General features: G+C 52.7%; 22 protein-coding genes and 1 rRNA gene. 22 read left to right on the top strand and 1 reads right to left on the bottom strand.

Annotated features, from left to right (window positions below; genetic code table 11):
* The first annotated feature begins 102 nt into the window (after positions 1–102).
* The 11 genes from ACTUHY_RS05375 to ACTUHY_RS05425 all read left to right on the top strand — a co-directional run bounded on the left by ACTUHY_RS05375 (position 103) and on the right by ACTUHY_RS05425 (position 12,706).
* Positions 103–726, top strand: coding sequence for a hypothetical protein (locus tag ACTUHY_RS05375; protein WP_442826883.1), 624 nt, complete (start codon positions 103–105; stop codon positions 724–726).
* Positions 727–924: 198 nt separating this feature from the next.
* Entirely contained in the window at positions 925–2,313 is a 1,389-nt protein-coding gene (gene dnaA / locus ACTUHY_RS05380; RefSeq protein ID WP_442826884.1) for a chromosomal replication initiator protein DnaA, read from the top strand.
* 264 nt (positions 2,314–2,577) lie between these two features.
* Positions 2,578–3,705, top strand: a complete 1,128-nt coding sequence (dnaN, locus tag ACTUHY_RS05385) for a DNA polymerase III subunit beta (protein WP_442826885.1) — start codon at positions 2,578–2,580, stop codon at positions 3,703–3,705.
* Positions 3,705–4,841 carry a DNA replication/repair protein RecF gene (gene recF, locus ACTUHY_RS05390; protein ID WP_442826886.1) on the top strand — a complete coding sequence of 379 codons (1,137 nt, stop codon included), beginning with the start codon at positions 3,705–3,707 and terminating at the stop codon, positions 4,839–4,841. The genes dnaN and recF overlap by 1 nt, the downstream gene beginning before the upstream one ends.
* Positions 4,838–5,569 carry a DciA family protein gene (locus ACTUHY_RS05395; protein ID WP_442826887.1) on the top strand — a complete coding sequence of 244 codons (732 nt, stop codon included), beginning with the start codon at positions 4,838–4,840 and terminating at the stop codon, positions 5,567–5,569. Before recF ends, ACTUHY_RS05395 begins: the two co-directional genes overlap by 4 nt.
* On the top strand, positions 5,547–5,774 hold the full coding sequence (gene remB / locus ACTUHY_RS05400; RefSeq protein ID WP_278673666.1) for an extracellular matrix regulator RemB: 228 nt from the start codon (positions 5,547–5,549) through the stop codon (positions 5,772–5,774). The genes ACTUHY_RS05395 and remB overlap by 23 nt, the downstream gene beginning before the upstream one ends.
* Before the next feature lie 15 nt (positions 5,775–5,789).
* A complete protein-coding gene (gene gyrB / locus ACTUHY_RS05405) occupies positions 5,790–7,730 on the top strand; it encodes a DNA topoisomerase (ATP-hydrolyzing) subunit B (RefSeq protein WP_442826888.1) in 1,941 nt (646 codons plus the stop codon).
* An 11-nt stretch (positions 7,731–7,741) separates the two neighbouring features.
* Entirely contained in the window at positions 7,742–8,437 is a 696-nt protein-coding gene (locus ACTUHY_RS05410) for a thiamine diphosphokinase (RefSeq protein ID WP_442826889.1), read from the top strand.
* A 4-nt stretch (positions 8,438–8,441) separates the two neighbouring features.
* On the top strand, positions 8,442–9,206 hold the full coding sequence (locus tag ACTUHY_RS05415; protein ID WP_442826890.1) for a sulfite exporter TauE/SafE family protein: 765 nt from the start codon (positions 8,442–8,444) through the stop codon (positions 9,204–9,206).
* A gap of 35 nt (positions 9,207–9,241) precedes the next feature.
* Positions 9,242–11,737 carry a DNA gyrase subunit A gene (gene gyrA, locus ACTUHY_RS05420; RefSeq protein ID WP_442826891.1) on the top strand — a complete coding sequence of 832 codons (2,496 nt, stop codon included), beginning with the start codon at positions 9,242–9,244 and terminating at the stop codon, positions 11,735–11,737.
* A 528-nt stretch (positions 11,738–12,265) separates the two neighbouring features.
* Positions 12,266–12,706 (top strand): type III secretion system chaperone family protein, encoded by a 441-nt coding sequence (locus ACTUHY_RS05425; RefSeq protein ID WP_442826892.1) that lies wholly within the window; start codon positions 12,266–12,268, stop codon positions 12,704–12,706.
* A 21-nt stretch (positions 12,707–12,727) separates the two neighbouring features.
* Here the strand turns inward: ACTUHY_RS05425 and ACTUHY_RS05430 are convergent, their stop codons facing one another.
* A complete protein-coding gene (locus ACTUHY_RS05430; RefSeq protein ID WP_442826893.1) occupies positions 12,728–13,600 on the bottom strand; it encodes a LysR family transcriptional regulator in 873 nt (290 codons plus the stop codon).
* Between the two features lie 211 nt (positions 13,601–13,811).
* Here ACTUHY_RS05430 and maeA point away from each other — a divergent pair, with 211 nt between their 5' ends.
* The 11 genes from maeA to ACTUHY_RS05485 all read left to right on the top strand — a co-directional run.
* Positions 13,812–15,455, top strand: coding sequence for an oxaloacetate-decarboxylating malate dehydrogenase (gene maeA / locus ACTUHY_RS05435; protein ID WP_442826894.1), 1,644 nt, complete (start codon positions 13,812–13,814; stop codon positions 15,453–15,455).
* A gap of 358 nt (positions 15,456–15,813) precedes the next feature.
* The gene (locus tag ACTUHY_RS05440; RefSeq protein WP_442826895.1) at positions 15,814–16,992 is read left to right on the top strand and encodes an ABC transporter substrate-binding protein; all 1,179 of its coding nucleotides are present in this window, start codon (positions 15,814–15,816) and stop codon (positions 16,990–16,992) included.
* Between the two features lie 71 nt (positions 16,993–17,063).
* Complete coding sequence (locus tag ACTUHY_RS05445) at positions 17,064–17,960, top strand: branched-chain amino acid ABC transporter permease (RefSeq protein WP_442826896.1); 897 nt, start codon at positions 17,064–17,066, stop codon at positions 17,958–17,960.
* Between the two features lie 9 nt (positions 17,961–17,969).
* Positions 17,970–18,950, top strand: coding sequence for a branched-chain amino acid ABC transporter permease (locus ACTUHY_RS05450; RefSeq protein WP_442826897.1), 981 nt, complete (start codon positions 17,970–17,972; stop codon positions 18,948–18,950).
* Positions 18,951–18,957: 7 nt separating this feature from the next.
* Complete coding sequence (locus tag ACTUHY_RS05455; RefSeq protein WP_442826901.1) at positions 18,958–19,695, top strand: ABC transporter ATP-binding protein; 738 nt, start codon at positions 18,958–18,960, stop codon at positions 19,693–19,695.
* Positions 19,695–20,399: an ABC transporter ATP-binding protein gene (locus ACTUHY_RS05460; protein ID WP_442826898.1), complete on the top strand. Its 705-nt coding sequence runs from the start codon at positions 19,695–19,697 to the stop codon at positions 20,397–20,399. Before ACTUHY_RS05455 ends, ACTUHY_RS05460 begins: the two co-directional genes overlap by 1 nt.
* 15 nt (positions 20,400–20,414) lie before the next feature.
* On the top strand, positions 20,415–21,083 hold the full coding sequence (locus ACTUHY_RS05465; RefSeq protein WP_442826899.1) for a CBS and ACT domain-containing protein: 669 nt from the start codon (positions 20,415–20,417) through the stop codon (positions 21,081–21,083).
* Entirely contained in the window at positions 21,073–21,273 is a 201-nt protein-coding gene (locus tag ACTUHY_RS05470) for a DUF951 domain-containing protein (RefSeq protein ID WP_278675328.1), read from the top strand. Before ACTUHY_RS05465 ends, ACTUHY_RS05470 begins: the two co-directional genes overlap by 11 nt.
* Positions 21,274–21,405: 132 nt before the next feature.
* Positions 21,406–22,131 carry a surface-adhesin E family protein gene (locus ACTUHY_RS05475; protein ID WP_278675330.1) on the top strand — a complete coding sequence of 242 codons (726 nt, stop codon included), beginning with the start codon at positions 21,406–21,408 and terminating at the stop codon, positions 22,129–22,131.
* An 11-nt stretch (positions 22,132–22,142) separates the two neighbouring features.
* Positions 22,143–22,799, top strand: a complete 657-nt coding sequence (locus tag ACTUHY_RS05480) for a DUF805 domain-containing protein (protein ID WP_442826900.1) — start codon at positions 22,143–22,145, stop codon at positions 22,797–22,799.
* Between the two features lie 319 nt (positions 22,800–23,118).
* Positions 23,119–23,227, top strand: a 16S ribosomal RNA gene (locus ACTUHY_RS05485); the annotation flags it as partial.

The following is a 23,227-nucleotide window of genomic DNA, read 5'->3' on the forward strand; positions in this document are numbered from 1 at the left end:
GTTGTATGAAGTTTGCCGGAAGCCAGTTGTTTGAGGAACTGCTGCCCATTCGGCAGTTCTTTTCTGTTCCAGAAATCTACACCATACTGAGGGATGCCTGTCATGATCACCATCAAAGACTATGCCAAACAAAAAGGAGTTTCCTATGAAGCCATCCGGAAACAGATCAAACGGTATGAAGAAGAATTAGAAGGCCATTTGGTCAAACAGAACCGGTTCCTTATGTTGGACGATGATGCCGTCCAATTCCTAGATGGAAAACGTTCGGAAAATCCCGTCATCGTCTATGAACAGAATAAGGATGAAGAACTGGAACAGCTGCGCCAGGAAAACAAGATGCTCTTGATCCAGATGAATACCGTCCAGGATCAATTGGGAAAAGTCCAGCAGAAGCTCATTGCTGAAATGAGCACTACCAAACTCCTGACCCAGGAAAAAGTCCAGTATCTGGAATACAAAGCCCAGTCAGAACAAAAAGAACTCCAGCTCCAAGACCTGGCCAAAGCCAGAGATGCGGCCCAAGCCAGAGCCGATCAGCAGGAAGCCGTCCTGCGTCTCAAGGAACAGCAGATCGGTGCTCTGACCGCAGCCAAAGAAACGGCAGCCGTCAATCTGCAGGAAGCCCATAGCCGGATTGCCGAAGCGGAAGCCCGTGCCAAAGCGGCAGAAGAAGAAGCCGAACGGCTGAAGAAACGCAGTTTCTGGGAACGGCTTTTCAATCGCTGAAAGCAAGGTAGAAATCAGTTATCCACAGCTGTGGATAACTTCCTGTGTATAACCTGGATTTTGTGGATAACAGGGAGAGAAGCTCCCCAGCGCGTTTTCTGCTCTTCCTGAAGAGAAGTTATCCACACTGTCCACAGATTTTTCCACAGGTTCATGGTATAATGGAATCTCTATCAAATCACAAAGGATGGATCGGATATGATGACGAAAAACCTGGCCCAGATCTGGGCCGAAATGCTTGCTGCCGTAGCCGCCAGCGGTGAAGCCGGCAACTGGAAAATCTGGCTGGATCCGGCGCATCCACGCAGCCTGACAGAAGACAGCCTTTTGCTGGATGTCCCCAATAACTTTACCATGCTCACGATTCAGGAACGCTACCTTCCCATCTTGGAAGAAAGCCTTTCCCAGATCTGCGGACGGCCCATGAAGATCTCCATGGCCATCGTAGAAACTCCCAAGGTCCAGCAGACGCTTTTTCCGGATCCTTCCCCTGCTCCGGCTCCTGTTCCAGCCGCTCCGCCGGAAGCGCCTTCCCAGCCCCGACCAGCCTCCCAGGAATTCGACTCCCATCTTTCTCCCAAATATACTTTCGACAACTTCATCCGGGGCAAATCCAATGAAGAAGCCTTCAATTTCTCCATGGGAGTGGCCAATGCACCAGCCAAAAGCTACAATCCCCTGTTCCTGTACAGTGATCCCGGTCTGGGAAAGACCCATCTGATGAATGCCATCGGCAACTACATCCATCAAAAATTTCCCCAGATGAAGATCCTATATACTTCCAGCGAAACCTTCACCAACGAACTGATCGGAGCCATCCAGCACAACACCAACGAAGCCTTCCGGAACAAATATCGGAACATCGACGTGCTGCTCATCGACGATATCCAGTTCCTGCGGAAAAAAGAATCCACCCAGGAAGAATTTTTCCATACCTTTGAAGCGCTGAAACAGGCAGACAAACAGATCATCATCTCCAGCGACCGTCCGCCCAAAGAACTGGATACCTTGGAAGAACGGCTGACCAGCCGCTTCATGCAGGGTTTAATCATCGAGATCAACCATCCTGATTTTGAGACCCGCAGTGCCATCTTACGGAACATGGCGGAAAAAGACCACTTGGAGTTTCCTCTAGAAGTCATCCAGCTCATTGCCACCAATGTAAAGACCAATATCCGTGAATTGGAAGGCGCCTATACGAAAGTCCGTGCCTTTGCCAGCCTGAACCAACAGCCCGTTACTATGGAACTGGCCCGGAAGGCTCTCAAAGACCTGGATATGGGCAGTACCACAGAAAAAGTCATCACCGTAGAAGCCATCCAGGAACTGGTGGCAGCCCAGTACAAGATCCGGGTAGAAGATCTGAAGGCTAAGAAACGGACCCGTTCCATCGCCTATCCCCGACAGATCGCTATGTATCTGACCCGGGAACTGACGGATCTTTCTTTGCCTCGGATCGGCGAATATTTTGGCGGACGGGATCATACCACCGTACTCCATGCCTGTGACAAGATCGCCGATGATAAAAAAGATCATCCCAATCTGGAACGGCAGCTGGCCAAACTCATAGAAGACCTGAAAAAATGAGCCAGGAAGCAGATTGCCTTCCCAGTTATCCACAACTTGTGGATAATACTGTGTATAACTTGTTCGTAAAATTGTGGATAACTGTCAAAGTCCTTGCAAAAGTGGATATGTGGATAATTAGACAAAGGTTATCCACATAGTTATCCTCGTTGTTTTCCGGGCTTGCTTCAAGGTTTTGAAGACTTTTCCACATACCCACAGGCCCTACTACGAAGACTACGGATTTTTAATATTTTATCGACTTAGAAACAAGGAGGTACTGTCATGCAGTTTTCATGTGAAAGCAAAGAACTGGCGCAAAGCGTCAATATCGTCAAAAGAGCCATTTCATCCAGCAACAATGCCCCGATTTTCTCTGGAATCCATGTGATCCTCCAGGGAAATAAGCTGCAGTTGATCGCGATGGATAACACCTACATGATGAATAAAGAATTAGAGGTAAATGGAGAGGAACCCGGAGATATCCTGATTCCTGCGAAGGCAATCGGCGATCTCCTGGCACGGTTCGATCCGGATGAAGTCTTGACGCTCCAGCAGCTTCCCGGTGAAAAGGAAATGACCTTGAAAGCAGCTAAGGCCAGAGGGCAGTATCACATCCCTCTGATGGATCCGGAAGAATATCCTGCTATGCCTCATTTCCAGGGAGAACGGACCCTTCAGCTGTCAGAAGACGTCATCGGAAAACTGATCGATACCACGGTCTATGCTTGTTCCACCGATGCCAGCCGTCCTTTGTATACAGGGGTTTACCTGGAAAAAGCCGGGAAAAGCTTGACGGCAGTGGGGACCAATACCCATCGTCTGGCCATCAAAGAATCCGAACTGGAAGAGGCCGATGACAGCGAATTTTCCATGCTGATCCCCGCCCGTCTCCTAAAGGAAATCCGCAGCAATCTGAATGGAGAACTGCCTGAACCTGTGACCTTGAGCCTCCAGGGACGGCAGATCATGGCCAAAGTCGGAAATCTGACCATTATTTCTAGTCTGATTGAAGGAAAATTCCCTGATTACAAACGACCAATTCCTCCTTCTTTCAGTAATCGTACGGTATTCAACCGGGTCGATATGGAAAAAGCCATCCAGCGGGTGGCCTTGTTCTCTCAGTCCGATTACAATATCGTACGGCTGGCCATCGATACGGATGGGATCATCCTTTCTTCTGCCGTCAGTGATATGGGCCAGGGCAAGGAAATCATTGCCTGCCAGACCATCGGGGAATCCCTGCCTCTGAACATTGCCTTCAATTCTCGCTATATGATGGACTTCTTCAAGAACTGCGGCAGTGAGCAGATCAGCCTGGAGACCAATACATCCCTGTCTCCGGCTCGGCTGATGCCGGAAGGCGATGCCAGTTATACGTATATCCTGACGCCGGTCCGGGTCATTTTCTGATGCGCCTGGAACACCTCCGGCTCCTCCATTTCCGGAATTACCAGCAAGTGTCCATCCCATTGGGACATAATATAACTATTTTTTATGGAGATAATGCCCAGGGGAAAACCAACCTGCTGGAAGGCATCTATCTGGCGGCCCGGGGCTTTTCCTTCCGGACCCGGCATGAAGAAGAAATCCCCAGCTTCGGAGAGGAAGAATGGGCCGCAGAACTGCAGTATGGAGACCGATATGGATCCAGCTGTCTCTTGGTGAAACGGTACAAGGAACGGGGAAGGCTGAAAAAAGAGAATCTCCTGAATGGGAATCCGGTGAGCCCGCGGGAACAGTATGGCCGGGTGAACCTGGTCCTCTTTACCCCGGACGATCTGCAGCTGGTCAAAGGAGATCCGGCTCTGCGCCGGAAATTCCTGGATATGGAAATCGCCCAGATCAGTCCCCTCTATTATGATCTCCTGACCCAGTACAATCGGGTACTCCAGCAGAGGAACCGTTTCCTGAAACAGTGCCGGGAACGGGAGAAATTGGAGGAAGCCCAGTTGGCTGTCTGGGATGAGGCTCTGGCCCGGCCGGCAGGAGGGATCCTGGATTTCCGTCTCCGGGCGCTGGAAGGGATCCGGACGGCGGCCCAGCAGGTCTATGACGGTATTACCGGCACCCAGGGAGCACTGGCGCTTTCTTATGTCCAGAAACAAGGCCGGGGAGAAGCCGCCCTGGAGGAAAATCCCGGGCCGGGAGCCTGGGAGGCCTTCTATCGGGAACAGCTGGCGCAGAGGCATCAGCTGGACTATCTCCGGGGCTATACCAGTCTGGGACCTCATCGGGATGATCTGGAAATCTTCCATGCAGGGCGTCCCCTGCGGATCTATGGGTCCCAGGGACAGCAAAGGACGGCGGCCTTGGCCTTGAAATTGTCCGAATTGGAATTCATCCGTTCCGTCCGGGAGGAATATCCGGTCCTGCTCTTGGATGATGTGCTCAGCGAACTGGATGAACACCGCCGGGAAAAACTGCTGGGTTTCATCAATGGGACGGTGCAGACCTTCCTTACGGTGAATGACCGTTCCCTGGCTCCTGTCCAGGGTGATGTTGCGGCGTACCGGGTACGGGAAGGGAGACTGGAGGCAGAAGGATGAAAGATTCAGAACTCCTGGTCCTGAAAGTGCTGAGGACCCCTTGGGCCCGGCAGCAGTTCCTGCTCCACTGGCTGCGGAGCCATTGGGCGGAAATCATCGGTCATACGGCAGCCAATCATTCTCAGCCCTACAAGCTGGATCAGGGGACGCTGTATATCCATACGGACAATCCCATGTGGTCCAATCAGCTCCATATGATGCAGGGCAGACTGCTGGGGCAATTGAACCGGCAGCTGCTCCCGGCCCTGCAGGGCCGGAAGCGGATCCTGCGGGAACTGAAATTTTACCATGGCATCATCCAGGAGGAATCCCAGCCCAGGGAGGAAACGGGACCTTTCATGCCCAAGGTGGATCCTTCCCGCCGCTGCCCGATCTGTGGAGTCCCTCTGATCGGGGAAGAAGAGATCTGTTCAGCCTGCCGCCGGGAACAGACCCAGGCCCTGCGCCGGGAAATCCGGAAGCAGCTGGTGCTCCGGCCTTGGCTCCGCTATGAAGATTGCCGGGAACTGGTGAAATGTGATAGAATAACATTTACTGACGTGAAGGCAGTACTGGGAGAATGGGCGCTGAACCAGGCCTTGGCTCCCCAGGCGACTGCCCAGGAGAAGGCTTTTGCCGTGCTCTTGGAAACCGGTCTCCATCCGGAAGAACTCCAGGAGGAGACCATCCAGCGCACGTTGGACAAAGCCAAAAGGAGCCGTTATTATGTACCTGCACGTAGGAAATAATTATGTGGTCCGCTGCGATGAAATCATCGGGATCTTCGATATCCGGAATAAACGGACGAATATCTACCGGTTTTTCCTGAGACCCAAACTGGGGAAAGCAAATGTCATCGACTTGACAGAAGATTTTCCGCCTTCCAGCTGCGTGGTGACCCGGGATAAGATCATCCTCTCAGGGATTTCCAGCAGGACCCTGCAAAAACGCTGACATCGGGAGGTTTGTATGGCGAAAAAGAAACAGACGATTGAAGAAGAGATTGCCGTCCACGGTGATTATGGGGCGGAACAGATCCAGGTCCTGGAAGGCCTGGAAGCCGTGCGGAAACGTCCCAGTATGTATATCGGCAGCATCAGCGGACGGGGACTGCACCATCTGGTGTATGAAGTCATCGACAACAGCATCGATGAAGCCCTGGCCGGATACTGTGACCATATCCACGTGACGATCCATCCGGACAACAGCATCACGGTCACGGACAATGGGCGGGGCATCCCTGTGGAAATGCACAAAGTGGGGAAACCGGCCATTGAAGTGGTCATGACCGTCCTCCATGCGGGAGGCAAGTTCGGAGATGGAGGGTACAAGGTCTCCGGCGGGCTCCACGGGGTGGGGGTTTCCTGCGTCAATGCCTTGAGCAAAAAAATGGTGGTGGAAGTCAAGAAGAACGGGAAGGTCTATGGCATCGAGTTTGCCAAGGGAAAGACCACCCGTCCTTTGTATGTGAAAGGGGAGTGCCCGGAAAAGGAGACCGGCACCAGCGTCACCTTCTGGCCGGATGATACCATCTTCACCGAAACGGTCTACAGCTATGATACCCTGAAGCACCGGATCCGGGAACTGGCCTTCCTGAACAAGGGCGTCAAGATCCAGCTCACCGATGAACGGAGCGGACAGGACGAGACCTTCCATTACGAGGGAGGCATCGTTTCCTTCGTGGAATTCATCAACAAGGGCAAGGAACCTCTCCATGACAAGCCCATCTATGTGGAAGGGGAACGCCAGGATACCATCGTGGAAGTGGCCATGCAGTATACGGACGCCTACACGGAGAATATCTACACCTTTGTGAACAATATCAATACGGAAGAAGGGGGCACCCATCTGGCTGGCCTGAAGCAGGCCATGACCCGCTGCATCAACGATTATGCCCGGAAGAACGGGATGCTCAAGGATAATGAGGAAAATCTGTCCGGGGACGATGTACGGGAAGGGCTCACCTGCGTCATGAGCTTGAAGGTCCGGGAACCTCAGTTCGAAGGACAGACCAAGACCAAGCTGGGGAACAGCGAAGTCCGGGGCATCGTGGACAATATGGTGACCGAAGCCCTGACGGAGTACTTCGAGGAAAATGCTCCCGTTGCGAAAAAAATCATCGAAAAAGCCATCATGGCCAACCGTGCTCGGTCTGCTGCCCGAAAAGCAAGGGACTTAACACGGCGAAAGTCTGCTTTGGAAGTGAGCAGCCTGCCTGGAAAACTGGCTGACTGTTCCAGCAAGAATGCAGCTGAAACCGAGATCTATCTGGTAGAAGGGGATTCTGCAGGGGGCAGTGCCAAACAGGGCCGTGACCGGAACTTTCAGGCCATCCTGCCGCTCCGGGGGAAGATCCTGAATGTGGAAAAGGCCCGGTTGGACAAGATGCTCAACAGCCAGGAGATCCGTGCCATGATCACGGCTTTCGGCTGCGGCATCGGTGATGAATTCGATATCAGCAAGGCACGCTATGGAAAAATCATCATCATGACCGATGCGGATGTGGACGGAGCCCATATCCGGACTTTACTGCTGACCTTTTTCTACCGGTATATGAAACCTTTGATCATCCATGGGAATGTATTCATCGCCCAGCCGCCTCTCTATCTGGTCCGGACGGGCAAGAAGCATACTTATGCCTACAGCGATGAGGAACTCCAGAAGAAACTGGATGAAGTAGGGCGGCAGAACAATCCCTATGTCCAGCGGTATAAAGGGCTGGGGGAAATGAACCCGGAACAGCTGTGGGAGACCACCATGGATCCCAGCAAGCGTACGGTGCTCCAGGTCCAGCTGGAAGATGCGGCTACGGCGGATTCCGTCTTTTCCGTCCTCATGGGGGATAAAGTAGAGCCTCGTAGACAGTTCATCGAAGAAAATGCAGGAAAAGTGACCAATCTGGACTTTTAAGGAGAGCAGGTATGAATCAGGGTATCCAGCTGCCCCAGGGACGAATCCAGCTGAGCCGTCCGGGTGGAGAGAGGATTGTAGTGGTGGCCGGCGGCCGCCGGCCAGATCCCCAATGGCTGCGGAAAACGGCTGCGGCTTATCCAGTGGCAGTGGCAGACCGGGGAGCCGATCATTGCAAAGCCGCTGGTGTGGTGCCTGGTTTTCTCTATGGGGATCGGGACAGTGTGGCTCCAGGGGTTTGGGATGGGTTTGTCCGGCAGGGAGCCCGGGCCAAAACGTATCCAGTGAACAAAGATGATACAGATCTGTCCCTGGTCCTCCAGGATCTGCCCCAGGACCGGACCGTCCTGGCCACCGGTATCTGGGGTGGCCGAGCCGATCATCTTTTCGGCAATCTCTATACCCTTTTGGCCTATGTGCAGCGGGGAGGTTCTGCGCTGCTGGCCGATGAACAGGAAGTTCTCTGTTATCTGCTGCCTGGGGAGAGGCTTTCCTTTACGGCAGGGAAGACCCGGCCCCGGGCCGTCAGCCTGCTGCCCTTGTCTCCTGTGTGCCAGGTCAGCATCGACGGCGTCCGCTGGCCCCTTGTTCAGGCGGAACTCCGACTGGACAATCCCTATGCGGTGAGCAATAAGATGACGGAGCCAGTCCTGCAGGCTTCCTGCCAAAAGGGGATTGTCGGCGTCTATTTCACTTGGAAGGAGTAAATCCATGCTGGAATTCCATTGGCAGGACCTGCTTTTCCTGATGGCAGCCGGTTTTGTGGGATCTTTCATCGATGCGGCAGTAGGAGGTGGCGGACTGATCACCCTGCCGGCTTTCATGGCCACCAGCGTCCCCACGCCCTATGCCCTGGGCTCCAACAAATTTGCCGCTTCCATCGGAGCGGTCACCAGTTTTTTCACCTTTGCCCGTTCCGGCAAGGTGGATCCGAAGATCCTGAAGCTGATGCCCCTGTCTTTCCTGGGCAGCGGAGCCGGAGCCTGCATTGCTTATCTGCTCCCGGAACAGCTGCTGCGGATCATCGTGGTCCTGGCCCTGGTGGGTACGGCTTTTTATACCTACCGCCGCAAGAACTGGGACGGCGTGGGCCAAATGGGGACGGTGACCCGTTCCATGGCTCTGGGGATGTCTGCTATGGCCTGGTTCCTGGGGATGTATGACGGCTTTTTCGGACCGGGTACCGGTTCGTTCCTGATTTTCGGATTTTTGTATTTCGGGTATGACTTCGTGACGGCAGCAGGGAATACCAAAGCCCTGAACCTGGCCAGCAACATCGGAGGCATGGTGGCTTTCCTGCTGCTGGGGCGGGTCTATCTGGCCTATGCCCTGCCTATGGGACTGGTGGAAATCGCCGGAGCCCGGCTGGGCGCGAAGTTTGCTATAAAAAAAGGGGTGGGGTATATCCGCACCCTCTATCTGATCATGACTGTGGTGCTGATCGGCAAACAGGTCTATGATCTCCTTTGGAAATGACCGCGTCATAAGACGCAGGAAGGAAGCGTGAGAACGTGGATGATCAGCAGAATGACAAGCAGACCATCACTGCAGGCAAAGTGATCCCCGTTTATGTCGAAGACGAGATGCAGAAATGCTATATCGACTACGCCATGAGCGTCATTGTCCAGCGGGCTCTGCCGGATGTGCGGGACGGCTTGAAACCGGTCCACCGCCGCATCCTTTATGCCATGAATGAGGCAGGGACGCTGCCCAACAAGGCGTATAAAAAAAGTGCCCGTATCGTGGGTGATGTTTTGGGGAAATACCATCCCCATGGAGATTATTCGGTATATGATGCCATCGTGCGTCTGGCCCAGGATTTCTCTACCCGGTATCTGATGGTGGACGGCCACGGGAACTTCGGTTCTGTGGACGGCGACCCGGCAGCTGCCATGCGGTATACGGAAGTCCGCATGGGGAAAATCGCGGTGGAGATGCTCCGGGATATCGAAAAAGATACAGTGGATTTCATCCCTAACTACGATGAATCCCTGAAGGAACCTACGGTGCTGCCCGCTAAGGTACCGGCCCTCCTGATCAATGGATCCGCTGGGATCGCAGTAGGGATGGCCACCAATATCCCTCCTCATAATCTGGGGGAAGTGGTAGATGCCTGTGTGATGCTCATCGACCATCCGGAAGCCACCGTCGAACAGCTGATGACGGCGGTCAAGGGACCTGATTTCCCTACGGGGGCCAAGATCCTGGGACTTTCCGGGATCCGTCAGGCTTACACTACCGGCCGAGGCGTGGTAAAGGTCCGGGCCAAAGCCCATGTGGAACCTATGCCCAAGAACAAGAACCGGATCGTGGTCACAGAGATCCCTTACCAGGTGAACAAGGCGAAACTCATCGAAAACATCGCTCATCTGGTCCAGGACAAGACCCTGGAAGGGATCACTGACCTGCGGGATGAATCGGATCGGAAGGGCATGCGCATCGTCATCGAACTGCGCAGCGATGTGGTCCCGGAAATCATGCTGAATAAGCTGTACAAGCATACCCAGCTCCAGGATTCTTTCGGTATCATCATGCTGGCCTTGGTCAACGGCCATCCTCGGATCCTGAATCTGAAGCAGATCCTGGAATATTATCTGGAGCACCAGAAGAACGTCATCACCCGGAAATGCCGGTATGAATTGAATAAAGCTCGGGAACGGGCCCATATCTTGGAAGGGCTGAAAATCGCCTTGGATCATCTGGATGAAGTGATCGCCACCATCCGGGCCAGTGCCAACGGAGATGTAGCCAAAGCTGCTTTGATAGAGAAATTCGGCCTCAGCGAACGCCAGGCCCAGGCCATCTTGGATATGCGCCTCCAACGCCTCACCGGTCTGGAACGGCAGAAAATCGAGGATGAATACAAAGAAGTCATGGCTACCATCGCCTATCTGGAAGATGTGCTCAGTGATGAACACAAGATCATGGGGATCGCCCGGGAAGACCTGCTGGATGTGAAGAAACGGTTCGGGGATGCCCGCCGGACTTCCATTGTGCCGGATACAGGGGACCTGGAAACAGAAGATCTGATCGCCGAAGAAGACGTGGTGATCACCATCAGCCACCAGAGTTACATCAAGCGCCAGGCTTTGACCAATTTCCGGAACCAGAACCGGGGCGGCCGGGGCATCAAAGCCGGCAGCGGCAAGATCGTCAAGGAAGACAACAAGGTCAAGGGAGATTTCTCGGAACACCTGCTCATGGCCAGCACCCATGACAATATCCTGTTCTTCACAAACCGGGGCCGTGTCTACCGGCAGAAGGGATTCGAGATCCCGGAAGCCAGCCGGACGGCGAAGGGGACTTTCATCCGCAATCTGCTGCCTCTGGAAGAGAATGAGAAAATCAACGCAGTGATCGCAGTGAAGAGCGGCATCAGCGAAGATGAGAAGAAATTCCTGTTCATGGCTACCAATCTGGGGGTGGTGAAACGGACCAGCGTCAGCGAGTTCAAATCCGCCCGGAAGGGCGGCTTGATCGCCATCAACCTGGACGAAGGGGAAGAACTCATCGATGTGAAGCTGACCAGCGGCCATAATGATATCCTGCTGGCCACCCGGGATGGGTATGCCATCCACTTCCTGGAAGAGGATGTACGGCCTATGGGAAGGACCAGCCATGGGGTGCGGGGCATCAGCCTGCGGCCTCATGACAGTGTGGTTTCCATGGATAGCTGTGTGGATGATACGGGAGAAGTGCTGACTGTCACGGATAAGGGACAGGGCAAGCGCACGGATATTTCCGAATACCGGGTCCAGAGCCGGGGCGGCAAAGGCATCATCAACCTGAAGGTGACCAATAAGACGGGATTGATCGTCGGTTCCAAATTCATCAATGAGTCTCAGGAAATCATGCTGATTTCTGCAGCGGGCATCATCATCCGGATGAATGCGGCTGATATCTCTACTTACGGACGGAATGCCCAGGGCGTCAAGCTCATGGATCTGGACGAAGGAGACAAGGTAGCTGCATTGGCTGTAGTGAATACGGTGAGTGAGGAAGAGTAAGAAAAAGGGGCCGTTGCGTGCGCAACAGCCCCTTTTTGAGGTCTCGAGTCGTGAGTCTCGAGCCGTTGGATAGAACCTGTCCCCATGGCCAGGTTCTTTTGAAGGTATAGAACCAGTATCGTGCTGGATATAGAAACGAATATCTTATCGTTAGCAGATTAGGCTTTGTACATTCAAAAAATTTGCTTGCAAATTTCTCATTCGTCTCGAGACTCGAGAGCCGAGACCCGAGACCGAGCCGCTATGCGGCTTATGAGACCGGGTGTGTTGCATGTAACGTGCAACACACCCTTTTTCTTCTGTGGATAACCTGTGCACAAGTGGATAAGTCTTCCTGGATATAGTGGGGTGAACAAGATTTTACACAATATCTAGGACTTACCCACAGAGTTATCCACAGGAATTGTGTATAACTTCTGGATTTTTGTGGATAAGCCTGTGTATAAGTGGGAAACTTGACGGGGATGAGGAGATGTTCTATCCTGTAAGAAAAGAACGGGGAAAGCATCCCGCTGAAGGAGGATACAAATGGCAGAATTGAATCAAAAAGCCGATAGCTTCAAGCATTTTGTAGAAAAGAAAGATCCCAAGGCTTTTATCGTAGATCCCATCAAAGACGATCCTTTCCATACTGTGGTATTCCGGTCCCATATGGATGTGGACGGGACACCACTCCAGCTGATCGTAGTCCTGGACGACAGCGCCTTTGGGGTGATCCGGGTGCTGCTGGCTCCTAAAGCCTTGAAAGAAGGGAATCAGGAAGCGCTGCTTTCCCTGCTGAATGAGTATAACCGTACCTATAAGGCCTTTAAATTCTATTTGGACAAGGAAGAGTCCCTGATCATGGATACCTGTGTGATCTTCCGGGAACCTCAGGTGGACGGAAATATGATGTATGGCTTATTCCAGATGATCAGCAAGGAACTGGACGCAAAATACAAGGAAATCATGAAAACGATTTGGGAATGAAAAAAGGGGGTGTGGATTTCTTCACGCCCCCATTTTTTTTACGAACAGCACAAATTCCTCCATGGCCGGGTTGAAATGGAGATCTTTGTTCCAATCCAGGGTAATGAAGGCCGGACGGAACTGACGGATGGAGATAGCGTGGAGGTCCGGTTCCTGCTGGGCGATTTCTTCTGTCAGGAAGCCGGCCGCTCCCTCGGAACGGATGTATTCCAGGATGGTGAATACCTGGGTTGTCTGGTGGACGATCCAGGGATGGACTCCGCTGTGGGCGAACATGTGCCGGATATAGGCTGTCTGGTCGAAATGATCAGAAAAAAGGACCAGAGGCGTATCCTTCAGTTCTGTCAGATCCACCGCTTCCTTCTGGGCCAGGGGGTGGTCCTGGCGGACGAATAGTTTCAGATAGCTTTTCCGGAGCAGCAGACAGTGGTTGGGCTCTTCCGGCAGCCGATTGGTGACACAGAGCGCAAAATCGATTTCCTGCCGGTCCAGCAGCTCGTAGAGCACGTTGGTGGTTTCTTCCACTGTTTCAATGGTGATCTGGGGATGGGTCTTCAGGAAAGAACCGTGGAGCTGAGGGAAAATGGTATTGCCCCGCATGGTAGCGATGCCGATCCGGATCAGGGCTTTGCCCGTACTCAAGGAGCGCACCACTTGGCATAGATTCCGGTAGTGGTTTTCGAACTGACGGGCGTGTTCCAACAGGATCCGTCCCCGGCGGGTGATCTGGATGTTGTTCCGGTTCCGCTGGAATAAAGCAACGCCGCATTCTTCCTCCAGCTCCCGGATGGCTTTGGAAATCCCCGGCTGGGAAATATGGCATTTTTCCGCTGCCCGGGAAAAGCTCCCGCACTCGCAGACGGTGATGAAGTATTCGATCTGGGTGAGTTTCATTTTTCTCCTTTTCAGAGCCAGCAAAGCTGGCTTCCATCGGCGTATGACGTATGACCTATGACGAGCTGTTGCTTATGCAACAGTCATATTATAATTTAAAGTTTGGGTCAGAGAAAATAAAATATTGTACTTTTACTCTTCCCATGGATACAATAAGCATACGAAATGACGAGATCGGCCAGTCTGTACAGGGAGAAAGAGAGGAACCATCATGAAGACCAACAAACGCGGATACGATTTGCTGAATGATCCATTTTTAAATAAAGGAACGGCTTTTACCTGGGAGGAACGAAAAAAGTATGGCTTGATCGGTATCCTGCCTCCCCAGGTAGAGACCCTGGAGCTCCAGGATCAGCAGGCCTTTGAAAATTTCTGCGAACGGCCCAATAAAGCGGTCCAGCGCCATTATCTGATGAAGTTGTTCAGCCGGAACCGGACCCTGTTTTTCCATTTGTTTTCCCACCATCTGGAAAAACTCATGCCGGTGCTCTATGCTCCGGGGGTGGCGGAAAGCGTCAAGCAGTACAGCGAATATTTTACCACGCCCCAGAATGCGGTATACCTGTCCATCGATCATATGGAGGATATCGAAGAATCCTTGAAGAACGGGGCTTCTGGACGAGATATCCAGCTGATCGTGGTGACCGATGGAGAAAGCATCCTGGGCATCGGGGATTGGGGAACCAACGGGGTGAGCATTTCCACAGGGAAAATCCTGGTCTATACGGCAGCAGCCGGCATCGATCCGGCCAAAGTCCTGCCGGTGGTGCTGGATGCAGGCACCAACCGTCAGAGCCTGATCGATGACCCTCTGTATCTGGGGCTCCATCACAGACGGATCAGCGATGAGCGGTATGATGCTTTTGTGGATGCCTTCCTCCAGACTGCAGAAAGCCTTTTCCCCCATCTCTATATCCATTTCGAGGATTTTGGCCGGGAAAATGCCGCCCGTCTCTTGGAACGGTATGAAGACCGGTATGCGGTGTACAACGATGATATCGAAGGCACGGGGGCTGTGACTCTGGCGGCCATCCTGGGCGGGCTGAAGGCGTCTGGGGAAAAGCTCACAGACCAGACTTTCCTGTGTTTTGGGGCTGGGACCTCCGGTATGGGAATCGTCCGGCAGGTCTTTGCCGAGATGCAGCTCCAGGGACTCAGTGAAGCAGAAGCCAGGAACCGGTTCTACCTGGTGGATCAGCAGGGTCTGCTGTTTGAGGATACGGAAGGGATGACACCCCAGCAGAAGCCTTATGCCCGGAAGCGGAGTGAGTTCCTCGCCGGCGCCAAACTGGATACCCTGGAAGAGGCAGTCAAAGCTATCCATCCCACTATCCTGGTAGGGGCGTCTACGGCTGCGGGAGCCTTTACGAAAGAAGTGGTCCAAGAAATGGCCGCCCATACGCCTCGGCCCATCATCTTTCCTTTGAGCAATCCGGCGGACCTGGCAGAAGCCAGTGCAGAGGCGCTGCTCCGTTGGACGGACGGGAAAGCCCTGGTGGCTACCGGTACGGCTTCCAAGAAAGTGGCGTATCATGGAACGGTCTATGAAATCGGCCAGGCGAATAATTCCCTGGTGTTCCCGGGTATGGGGCTGGCGGTGGCCGCTTGCCGGGCCAAGAAAGTCTCTCCAGGGATGCTGGCAGCTGCTGCCCATGCTCTTACCGATCTGGTGGACATGAAGAAACCTGGAGCTTCTGTCCTGCCTCCCGTACGGGAAATGGGGAATTTCACCAGGATCCTGGCGGAAAAAGTGGTGTGCCAGGCGGTGAAGGAAGGGCTGAATGGTCTCCCGGTGGAGGATCCGAAAAAAGCCATCGAAGCCATTCAGTGGAAGGCTGAGTACAAGGAATTATAAGCAGTCATCAGCTGAAGGGCAGGTGGGTACTGCATGGAACGTGCAGCACCCACCTGCCCTTTTTTGCATTCAGCCTTTGTTCCATAAAAAATCAGAGTCTGAGGATGAAAGGCCCCTGAATCCCATTGTTTTCAGAAAACGTTTTTTACATGCAGACAAAAATCCATTAGAAACATACAAACTTAAAAATATACATAAAACAACTGTATATTTTTAAAAATCGTAATGTATTTTGTAAAAAAGAATGTTGCAAAAATGTGAACAAGTGCGTATAATATCTGTAGCTTGCAAGGCCGACCGGTTGCTGTCGCTACACGGGTCCCCGGCAAGAAATCTCAAGAAAGCAAAGGTGTTGTTGATGAAAGCATGGAAAAAAGCGGTCGGCGCGCTGGCGATGACAACGCTCGTAGCGTCTATGTTTACCGGCTGCGGCAAGAAAGATGCAGCAAAGAAAGACAGTGGCAATGAAATCAAGATCGGTGCTTTGTTTGAACTGACGGGGAATGTTGCCAACTACGGCAAATCCACCTACAAAGGGGTACAATTGGCGGTGGAACAGATCAATGCCAAAGGCGGCATCAATGGCAAGAAAATCAAATTGGTGGAAGCAGACAACAAGTCTGAGCCTTCTGAATCTGGGAATGCAGCTACCAAACTGATTACGAAAGATAAAGTCTCTGTCATCATCGGGCCGGCTACCAGCGGCTGCGTATCGGCAGCTACGCCGGTGGTGACCAACAGCAAAGTGCCTCTGATGGCTCCTGTGGCTACGGCTCCTGGCATTACGGTGGACGAAAAAGGCAAGGTCCGTCCGTTTATTTTCCGGGCCTGCTTCACGGATCCTTTCCAGGGCAAATTGATGGCCAAATTCGCCGTAGAGACCCTGAAATTGAAGAATATTGCGATTTTCTATGATTCTTCCAGTGACTATTCCAAAGGGCTGATGGATGTATTCGGTAAGACTTTGGAAGAAAAAGGCGGCAAAGTGGTGGGCAAGGAAGCCTTCCTGGCCAAGGACCAGGACTTCAAGTCCGCTCTGACTAAATTGAAAGCCTCCAATCCGGAAGCACTGTATGTTCCCGGCTACTATGAAGAAGTCTCCAAGATCATCAAACAGGCCCGTGAAGTTGGTCTGACCTGCCCGATCCTGGGCAGCGACGGCTGGGATTCTCCGAAATTGGCCCAGATTGCTGGTGGGGAAGCCCTGAATGGTACCTACTTCACCAGCGCTTATTCCGCACAGGATAAGGATCCCCATGTTCAACAGTTCATCAAAGACTATAAAGCCAAATTCAACGAAGAACCGGATACCTTCGCCATCCATGCCTATGACGGTACCCTGGCGGTGGCCGAAGCCATCAAACAGGCTGGCACCACTGACGGCGCCAAGATCGCAGATGCTCTGAGCAAGATCAAGGACCTGCAGGTAGCTACCGGCAAATATACCCTGGATAAGGATCACAACCCTGTGTCCGGCGGTATCATCATCGAAATGAAAGACGGCGTACAGACCTTCAAACAAAAGATTACGCTGTGAGTTCATTCATAATGCGGCGTCGGATCGGGTCTCCGGTCTGACGCCAAACTTTTTCACAAGGAGGGGTGCTTATGGATACAGGATCCTTTGCCCATCAATTTGCCCAGCAAATTGTCAATGGTGTATCCCTGGGCAGCATCTATGCGCTGATTGCTCTAGGGTATACCATGATTTACGGGATCATCAAACTCATCAACTTTGCTCACGGCGATATCTACATGCTGGGAGCATATATCGGTTTTGTGGCCATTACCAAAGCCGGACTGCCTTTCCTGCCGGCTCTGATCGTTTCCATGATCGGCGCTGCCCTGGCAGGGATCATCATCGAGCGGATCGCTTACAGACCGATGCGGAATGCGCCCCGGATCGCGGCCTTGATTACGGCCATCGGTGTCTCTTTCTTCCTGGAAAACGGTATGATCCTGCTGGTATCTCCCCAGCCACGGACGTTTCCACCGGTATTTTCTCCGACCGTCTATAACATCGGGGGCATCGTGGTGAACAACCAACAGATCCTGATCCTGATCAGTGCCCTTCTGCTGATGCTGGCCCTGACCTATATCGTCAACCGGACCAAGGCCGGGAAAGCTATGCGGGCCGTCAGCTATGATGCAGATGCGGCCAAGCTCATGGGCATCGATACCGACCGGGTGATTTCCACCACCTTTGCTCTGGGATCTGCCTTGGCAGCCGCTGCCGGGGTCCTGGTAGGAATCTATTACAACTCCATCGATCCGCTTATGGGGATGATGCCTGGGATCAAAGCCTTTATCGCTGCTGTAGTAGGCGGTATCGGGATCCTGCCCGGCGCCATGCTGGGAGGGATCATCATGGGACTGGTGGAAGCCATGGTATCCGGTTTCTTTTCTTCCACTTACCGGGATGCAGCGGCTTTTGCCATCCTGATCCTGATCTTGCTCTATAAGCCGACGGGCCTTCTGGGCAAGAACGTGAAAGAGAAAGTGTAGGTGACTGCCATGAAGAGTTTACGTCAATCGCTCCACAAACAGGACTTATTGGGCCTGGGCCTCATGATGATCCTCTTCGCTGTGTTCTACTTCCTCTTTGACGAAGAGATCCTGGATGACTACTGGGAAACCAACGTGATCCTGATCCTGATCAACATCATCATGGCCGTGAGCCTGAATCTGATCAACGGTCTCACCGGCCAGTTCTCCATCGGCCATGCGGGATTCATGGCCGTAGGGGCTTATACTTCCGCCATCATTACGGTGAAGCTGGGGATGGATTTCCCCATTGCCCTGATCGTGGCCACTGTGTCTGCCGCCTTCCTGGGCTTTTTGATCGGTATGCCCACTCTGCGGCTGAACGGGGACTATCTGGCCATTGCTACCTTGGGCCTGGGGGAAATCATCCGGATTGCCATCCTGAACATCGATTATGTGGGAGGGGCTTCCGGCTTCATGGGGATCCCCCGTCTGACCACCTTCCCCATTGCTTTCTGGATTATGGTATTTGTGGTCTATTTCATCAAGAATTTCAAGAATTCCGCAGACGGACGGGCCTGTCTGGCCATCCGGGAAAATGAAATCGCCGCCGAAACCATGGGCATCAACACCACTAAGTACAAGGTCATGGCCTTTACCATCGGGGCAGGGTTTGCCGGTACCGCCGGTGCTCTGTTCTCCCACTACTATTACATTGCCCATCCGGCTTCCTTCACTTTCATGCGGTCTTTCGACGTGCTGACCATGGTGGTGCTGGGCGGACTGGGTTCCATCAGCGGGTCCATTTCCGGAGCCGTGCTGCTGACCGCCATTTCTGCGGCTCTGGCTGATTATCCGGAATGGCGGATGGTGATCTATTCCATCGTTCTGATCGTCCTGATGCTGAACCGGCCCCAGGGGATCTTTGGCAATAAGGAACTGAGCCTGAAGATGTTCCAATCTATCAAACTGGGAGGTGGGTCTCGTGGCGGAACTGCTCAAAGTGAATAATGCTTCTATGATCTTTGGGGGTCTGCGGGCTGTATCCAACCTGACCATGCAGATCGATGAAGGAGAACTGATCGGCCTCATCGGCCCCAACGGTGCTGGTAAGACCACGGCCTTCAACATGCTCACAGGGGTATATGAACCTTCTGAGGGAGAAATCACTTTCAACGGCCAGCGGATCAATGGGAAGAAACCGTATCAGGTGACCCAGATGGGGGTCGCCCGGACCTTCCAGAATATCCGGCTATTTTCTGAACTGTCCGTATTGGACAATGTAAAAATCGCTTTCAACAGCCAGGTCCGGTATGGATTGGTGGAAGCCATCGGCCGTTTCGGCCGCTACTTCAAAGAAGAAGAAACCATTGAAGAAAAAGCTTTGGCCTTGCTGAAGATCTTCCACCTGGAGAAGCTCCGGGACGAAACGGCCAAGAACCTGCCCTATGGGGAACAGCGGAGGTTGGAAATCGCCCGGGCCCTGGCTACTTCTCCCAAATTGTTGCTGCTGGACGAACCGGCAGCCGGGATGAATCCCCAGGAAACCAAAGAATTGATGGAAATGATCCGTTGGATCAAGAAGGAATTCAACCTGAGCATCCTCTTGATCGAACACGATATGGGGCTGGTCATGAATGTCTGCCAGCGGATCTACGTCTTGGAATATGGCATCTGCATCGCCAACGGGACCCCTGATGAAATCAAGCACAACAAACGGGTCATCAAAGCCTATCTGGGCGAGGAGGTATCCTGATGCTCACCATTAAAAATCTGAATATCTATTATGGAGCCATCCACGCCGTGAAGGACCTGAACATGGAAGTGGGAGATGGGGAAATCGTGACCTTGATCGGTTCCAACGGGGCCGGTAAATCCACGACTCTCCACACCATTTCCGGGCTGATCAAACCAAAGACCGGCAGCATCCTTTACAAGGGGAAGGATGTGATAGGGATCCCAGCCCATAAATTGGTGGGACAGGGGCTGGTCCAGGTCCCGGAAGGCCGTCACGTCTTTGCGGAAATGACCGTTATGGAGAACTTGGATATGGGTGCTTATCTCCGGACGGATAAGGATGGGATCGCCCGGGATAAGGAAAAAGTCTTTGAAAAATTCCCTCGTCTGAAGGAACGGATCAGTCAGACAGCCGGAACCCTGTCCGGTGGGGAACAGCAGATGCTAGCCATGGGACGGGCGCTGATGAGCCGGCCCCAGCTGCTGCTCCTGGATGAACCGTCCATGGGGCTGGCACCGCTCCTGGTACGGGAAATCTTCTCCATCATCAAAGAAATCAATAGTGAAGGCACCACGGTCCTGCTGGTGGAACAGAATGCCAATATGGCTCTTTCCATCGCCGACCGTGCGTATGTACTGGAAACCGGACGGGTGGTCCTGTCCGGTACAGCGGCAGAACTGGCAGCCAGCGAAGCCGTGCAGAAAGCCTATCTGGGCGGCTGACAAGGAGGCAGAACCATGCAAGTCAAAGATTTGATGACCAAAGTCGTGAAAGTGGTTACGACCAACCAATCCCTGCTGGAAATCCGAGAACTGATGCTGAATAATAATCTGCGGAGGATCCCGGTAGTGGATGGGGATGGCTATCTGAAGGGCATCGTCACCGATGGAGATGTCTCCCGGGCCACTCCTTCCGATGCCAGCACTTTGGACCGGTACGAAGTCAACTACATCCTGGGCAAATTGAAAGCCAAGGATCTGATGACCAAAGCCGTGATCACGGTGAAGGCAGAAGACGGGGTAGAAACGGCTGCTTATCTCATGTATAAATTCAAGATCGGTGCTCTGCCGGTGGTGGATACCGCCAATAAGGTCGTAGGGATCATTTCCGATACCGATGTATTCAAAGCCTTTGTAGATCTTCTGGGATATGCGAAGACATCCACCAAGATTACAGTGGACACCCAGGATAAGGTGGGGGTCCTGGCTGATCTGGCACAGATCTTCAAAGACCGGGGTGTCAATATCATTTCCGTCTTGACTCGGAAAATCGGTCCGAAACGGGCTGCCATTACTGTACGGGCCGATTTGACCAATGCCATGGACATTATCCAGACCATCCGGGATGCAGGGTTCTTGATCACCGATATCTCTACTCTGAAAGTAGATGATTCCCATGAAGAATGATACGGATTACAAAGTAGGGGATATTGTACGGATGAAGAAAGCCCATCCCTGCGGATCCTACGAATGGGATGTACTCCGAGTAGGCATGGACTTCGGAATCAAATGCCGGGGCTGCGGCCATTATGTGCTGCTTCCCCGGGCCAAATTTGAAAAAGCGGTGCGGGAAGTCTTGGTCCATAAAGAGGAGTAAAGACAGGGACTGGAAAACAGTTCCTGCTGCGGGCCGCGAGTCTCGGCTGGGGGGTGTGAAACATTTTTTCACACCCTCTTTCTTTCATGTTATAATGGGGGGCAAAGCAAAAAGATTCCGGAGGTGTCGGTTATGAAAAAATGGCTTGGAGCCTGTGTGGCAGGGCTGCTGCTAGTCCTTCCCCTGCCTGCCTTGGCAGTGCACTGGATGCCCTTAGGGGAAAGCGAAGAGGGAAAGATCTATGTAGACCGGGATAGCCTGAAACGGCCGGTAGACACCTCTTTGACGGTATGGGAAAAGGTCTTCTGGAACAAGCCGGATAGCCACAACAGGACCGGCGAGCTGCGGCATCGGGAATATGATATGAAAAACAAGAAATGGCGGCAGTTGAGCAGTTATCCTCTGGATGCCAGGGGACACAAGATGGCCGGCAGCCGGAAAGTCCAAGAGTGGCAGGATTTCCAGCCTATGACCAGCCTCTTTACCCGGGCCCGGTACGAATGGGATTATTCCCGGTGGCGGGGACCCTGGGTGTTCATCAAGACACTTCCTGGCTTGGGACGGAAATGGTTCAATCCGGACTCTCTGGAAAAGAAAGGGCCCAACTCCTACCAGGTATGGGAGAAGACCGTGATGAAAAAACCGGTGAATGGGACCAAGATCCTCCTTTCCCAGACCCGGTATGATGTGAAGGGGGAGAAAGCCAGGACCCTGTATCTGTGTACCTTTGATGAGCAGAACAATATGACGGACCACTACGCAGTCAATGATGTGTGGAATAAGAAAAATGACACCTATGGAGAATTCATCGGGGACCAGCTGGCAGCCTACTATGCCAAACATCCCCGGAAAAAATAAAGGAGAAAGCTATGAAAACCTGTCCAAAATGTCATAAAATCTATGAAGATTCCCAGAACTTCTGTTCTGAATGTGGGACCCAGCTGGTCCTGACCCCGGTCAGCCAGGCCCTGCGGGGGAACGGAAACGATGGAGAAAAGCCAGAAGAGACGGCAGCTCCGACTCAGGAAAACAACGGGGGAAAAGGCACCCAGGAACTGGGGAACGGTCAGCAAGGAAACAACTGGCAGCAGTATCAGCAGCAACAGCCGTATCAATCCCAGCAGACCCAGCAGAATCCCTACGGACCTGGGAACAATGCCAGCTTTGGTGCCCGCTTCCAGGCCAATATCCCAGATGCCAATACCTGGAAGCCCATGTATTTCTCTTTCGAGGGAAGACTGAGCCGGGGAACTTATGTCTACCGCTGGCTGATCCTGCTGTTGAGCGCCGTGGTAATTGGCCTGATCAGCGGAATCATTTCCTTCCTGGCTCCGCTGGGGATGGTGGCTCTGATTGCCTTGGCCGTTTCACAGATCTCTCTGGCTGTCCGTCGACTCCATGATCGGGGACATTCCGGCCTGTGGCTCCTGGTCTGTGTGGTGCCGGCCTTGAACTTACTGATGTTCATTTATCTTCTGTTTGCCCAGGGACAGCCTGGACAGAATGAATACGGCATGGAAGAATGAAACAGTTGACAAGAATACTTATATTTGGTAATATATATAAGCTTTCTCTTTGAGGAAGCAGCAGACAATTCTCTTTTCAATGACGGACTGTTTCAACTGAAACAGAGAAAGAAAAAAGTTATTGACAAAGATATGGAAATCTGCTAATATGTAATAGCTGTCGCTGAGGCAGCGAGACGAACTTTGAGAACTGAATATTGTTGACAGATGTGCGGGTCAAGTCACCTTTACGGTGATGAGATCGAGTCACCTGGATGATAACCAGGTTAAAAAATCAAAGCTAGTTTTTCGAGAGCCAAGCGGCTCTTCAAAATACTCTATTTTGGAGAGTTTGATCCTGGCTCAGGACGAACGCTGGCGGCGTGCTTAACACATGCAAGTCGAACGGAGAACTTTCTTCGGAATGTTCTTAGTGGCGAACGGGTGAG

Origin of the sequence: Acidaminococcus nyctereutis, from assembly GCF_052216985.1 — a bacterium.
Lineage (GTDB): Bacteria > Bacillota > Negativicutes > Acidaminococcales > Acidaminococcaceae > Acidaminococcus > Acidaminococcus fermentans_A.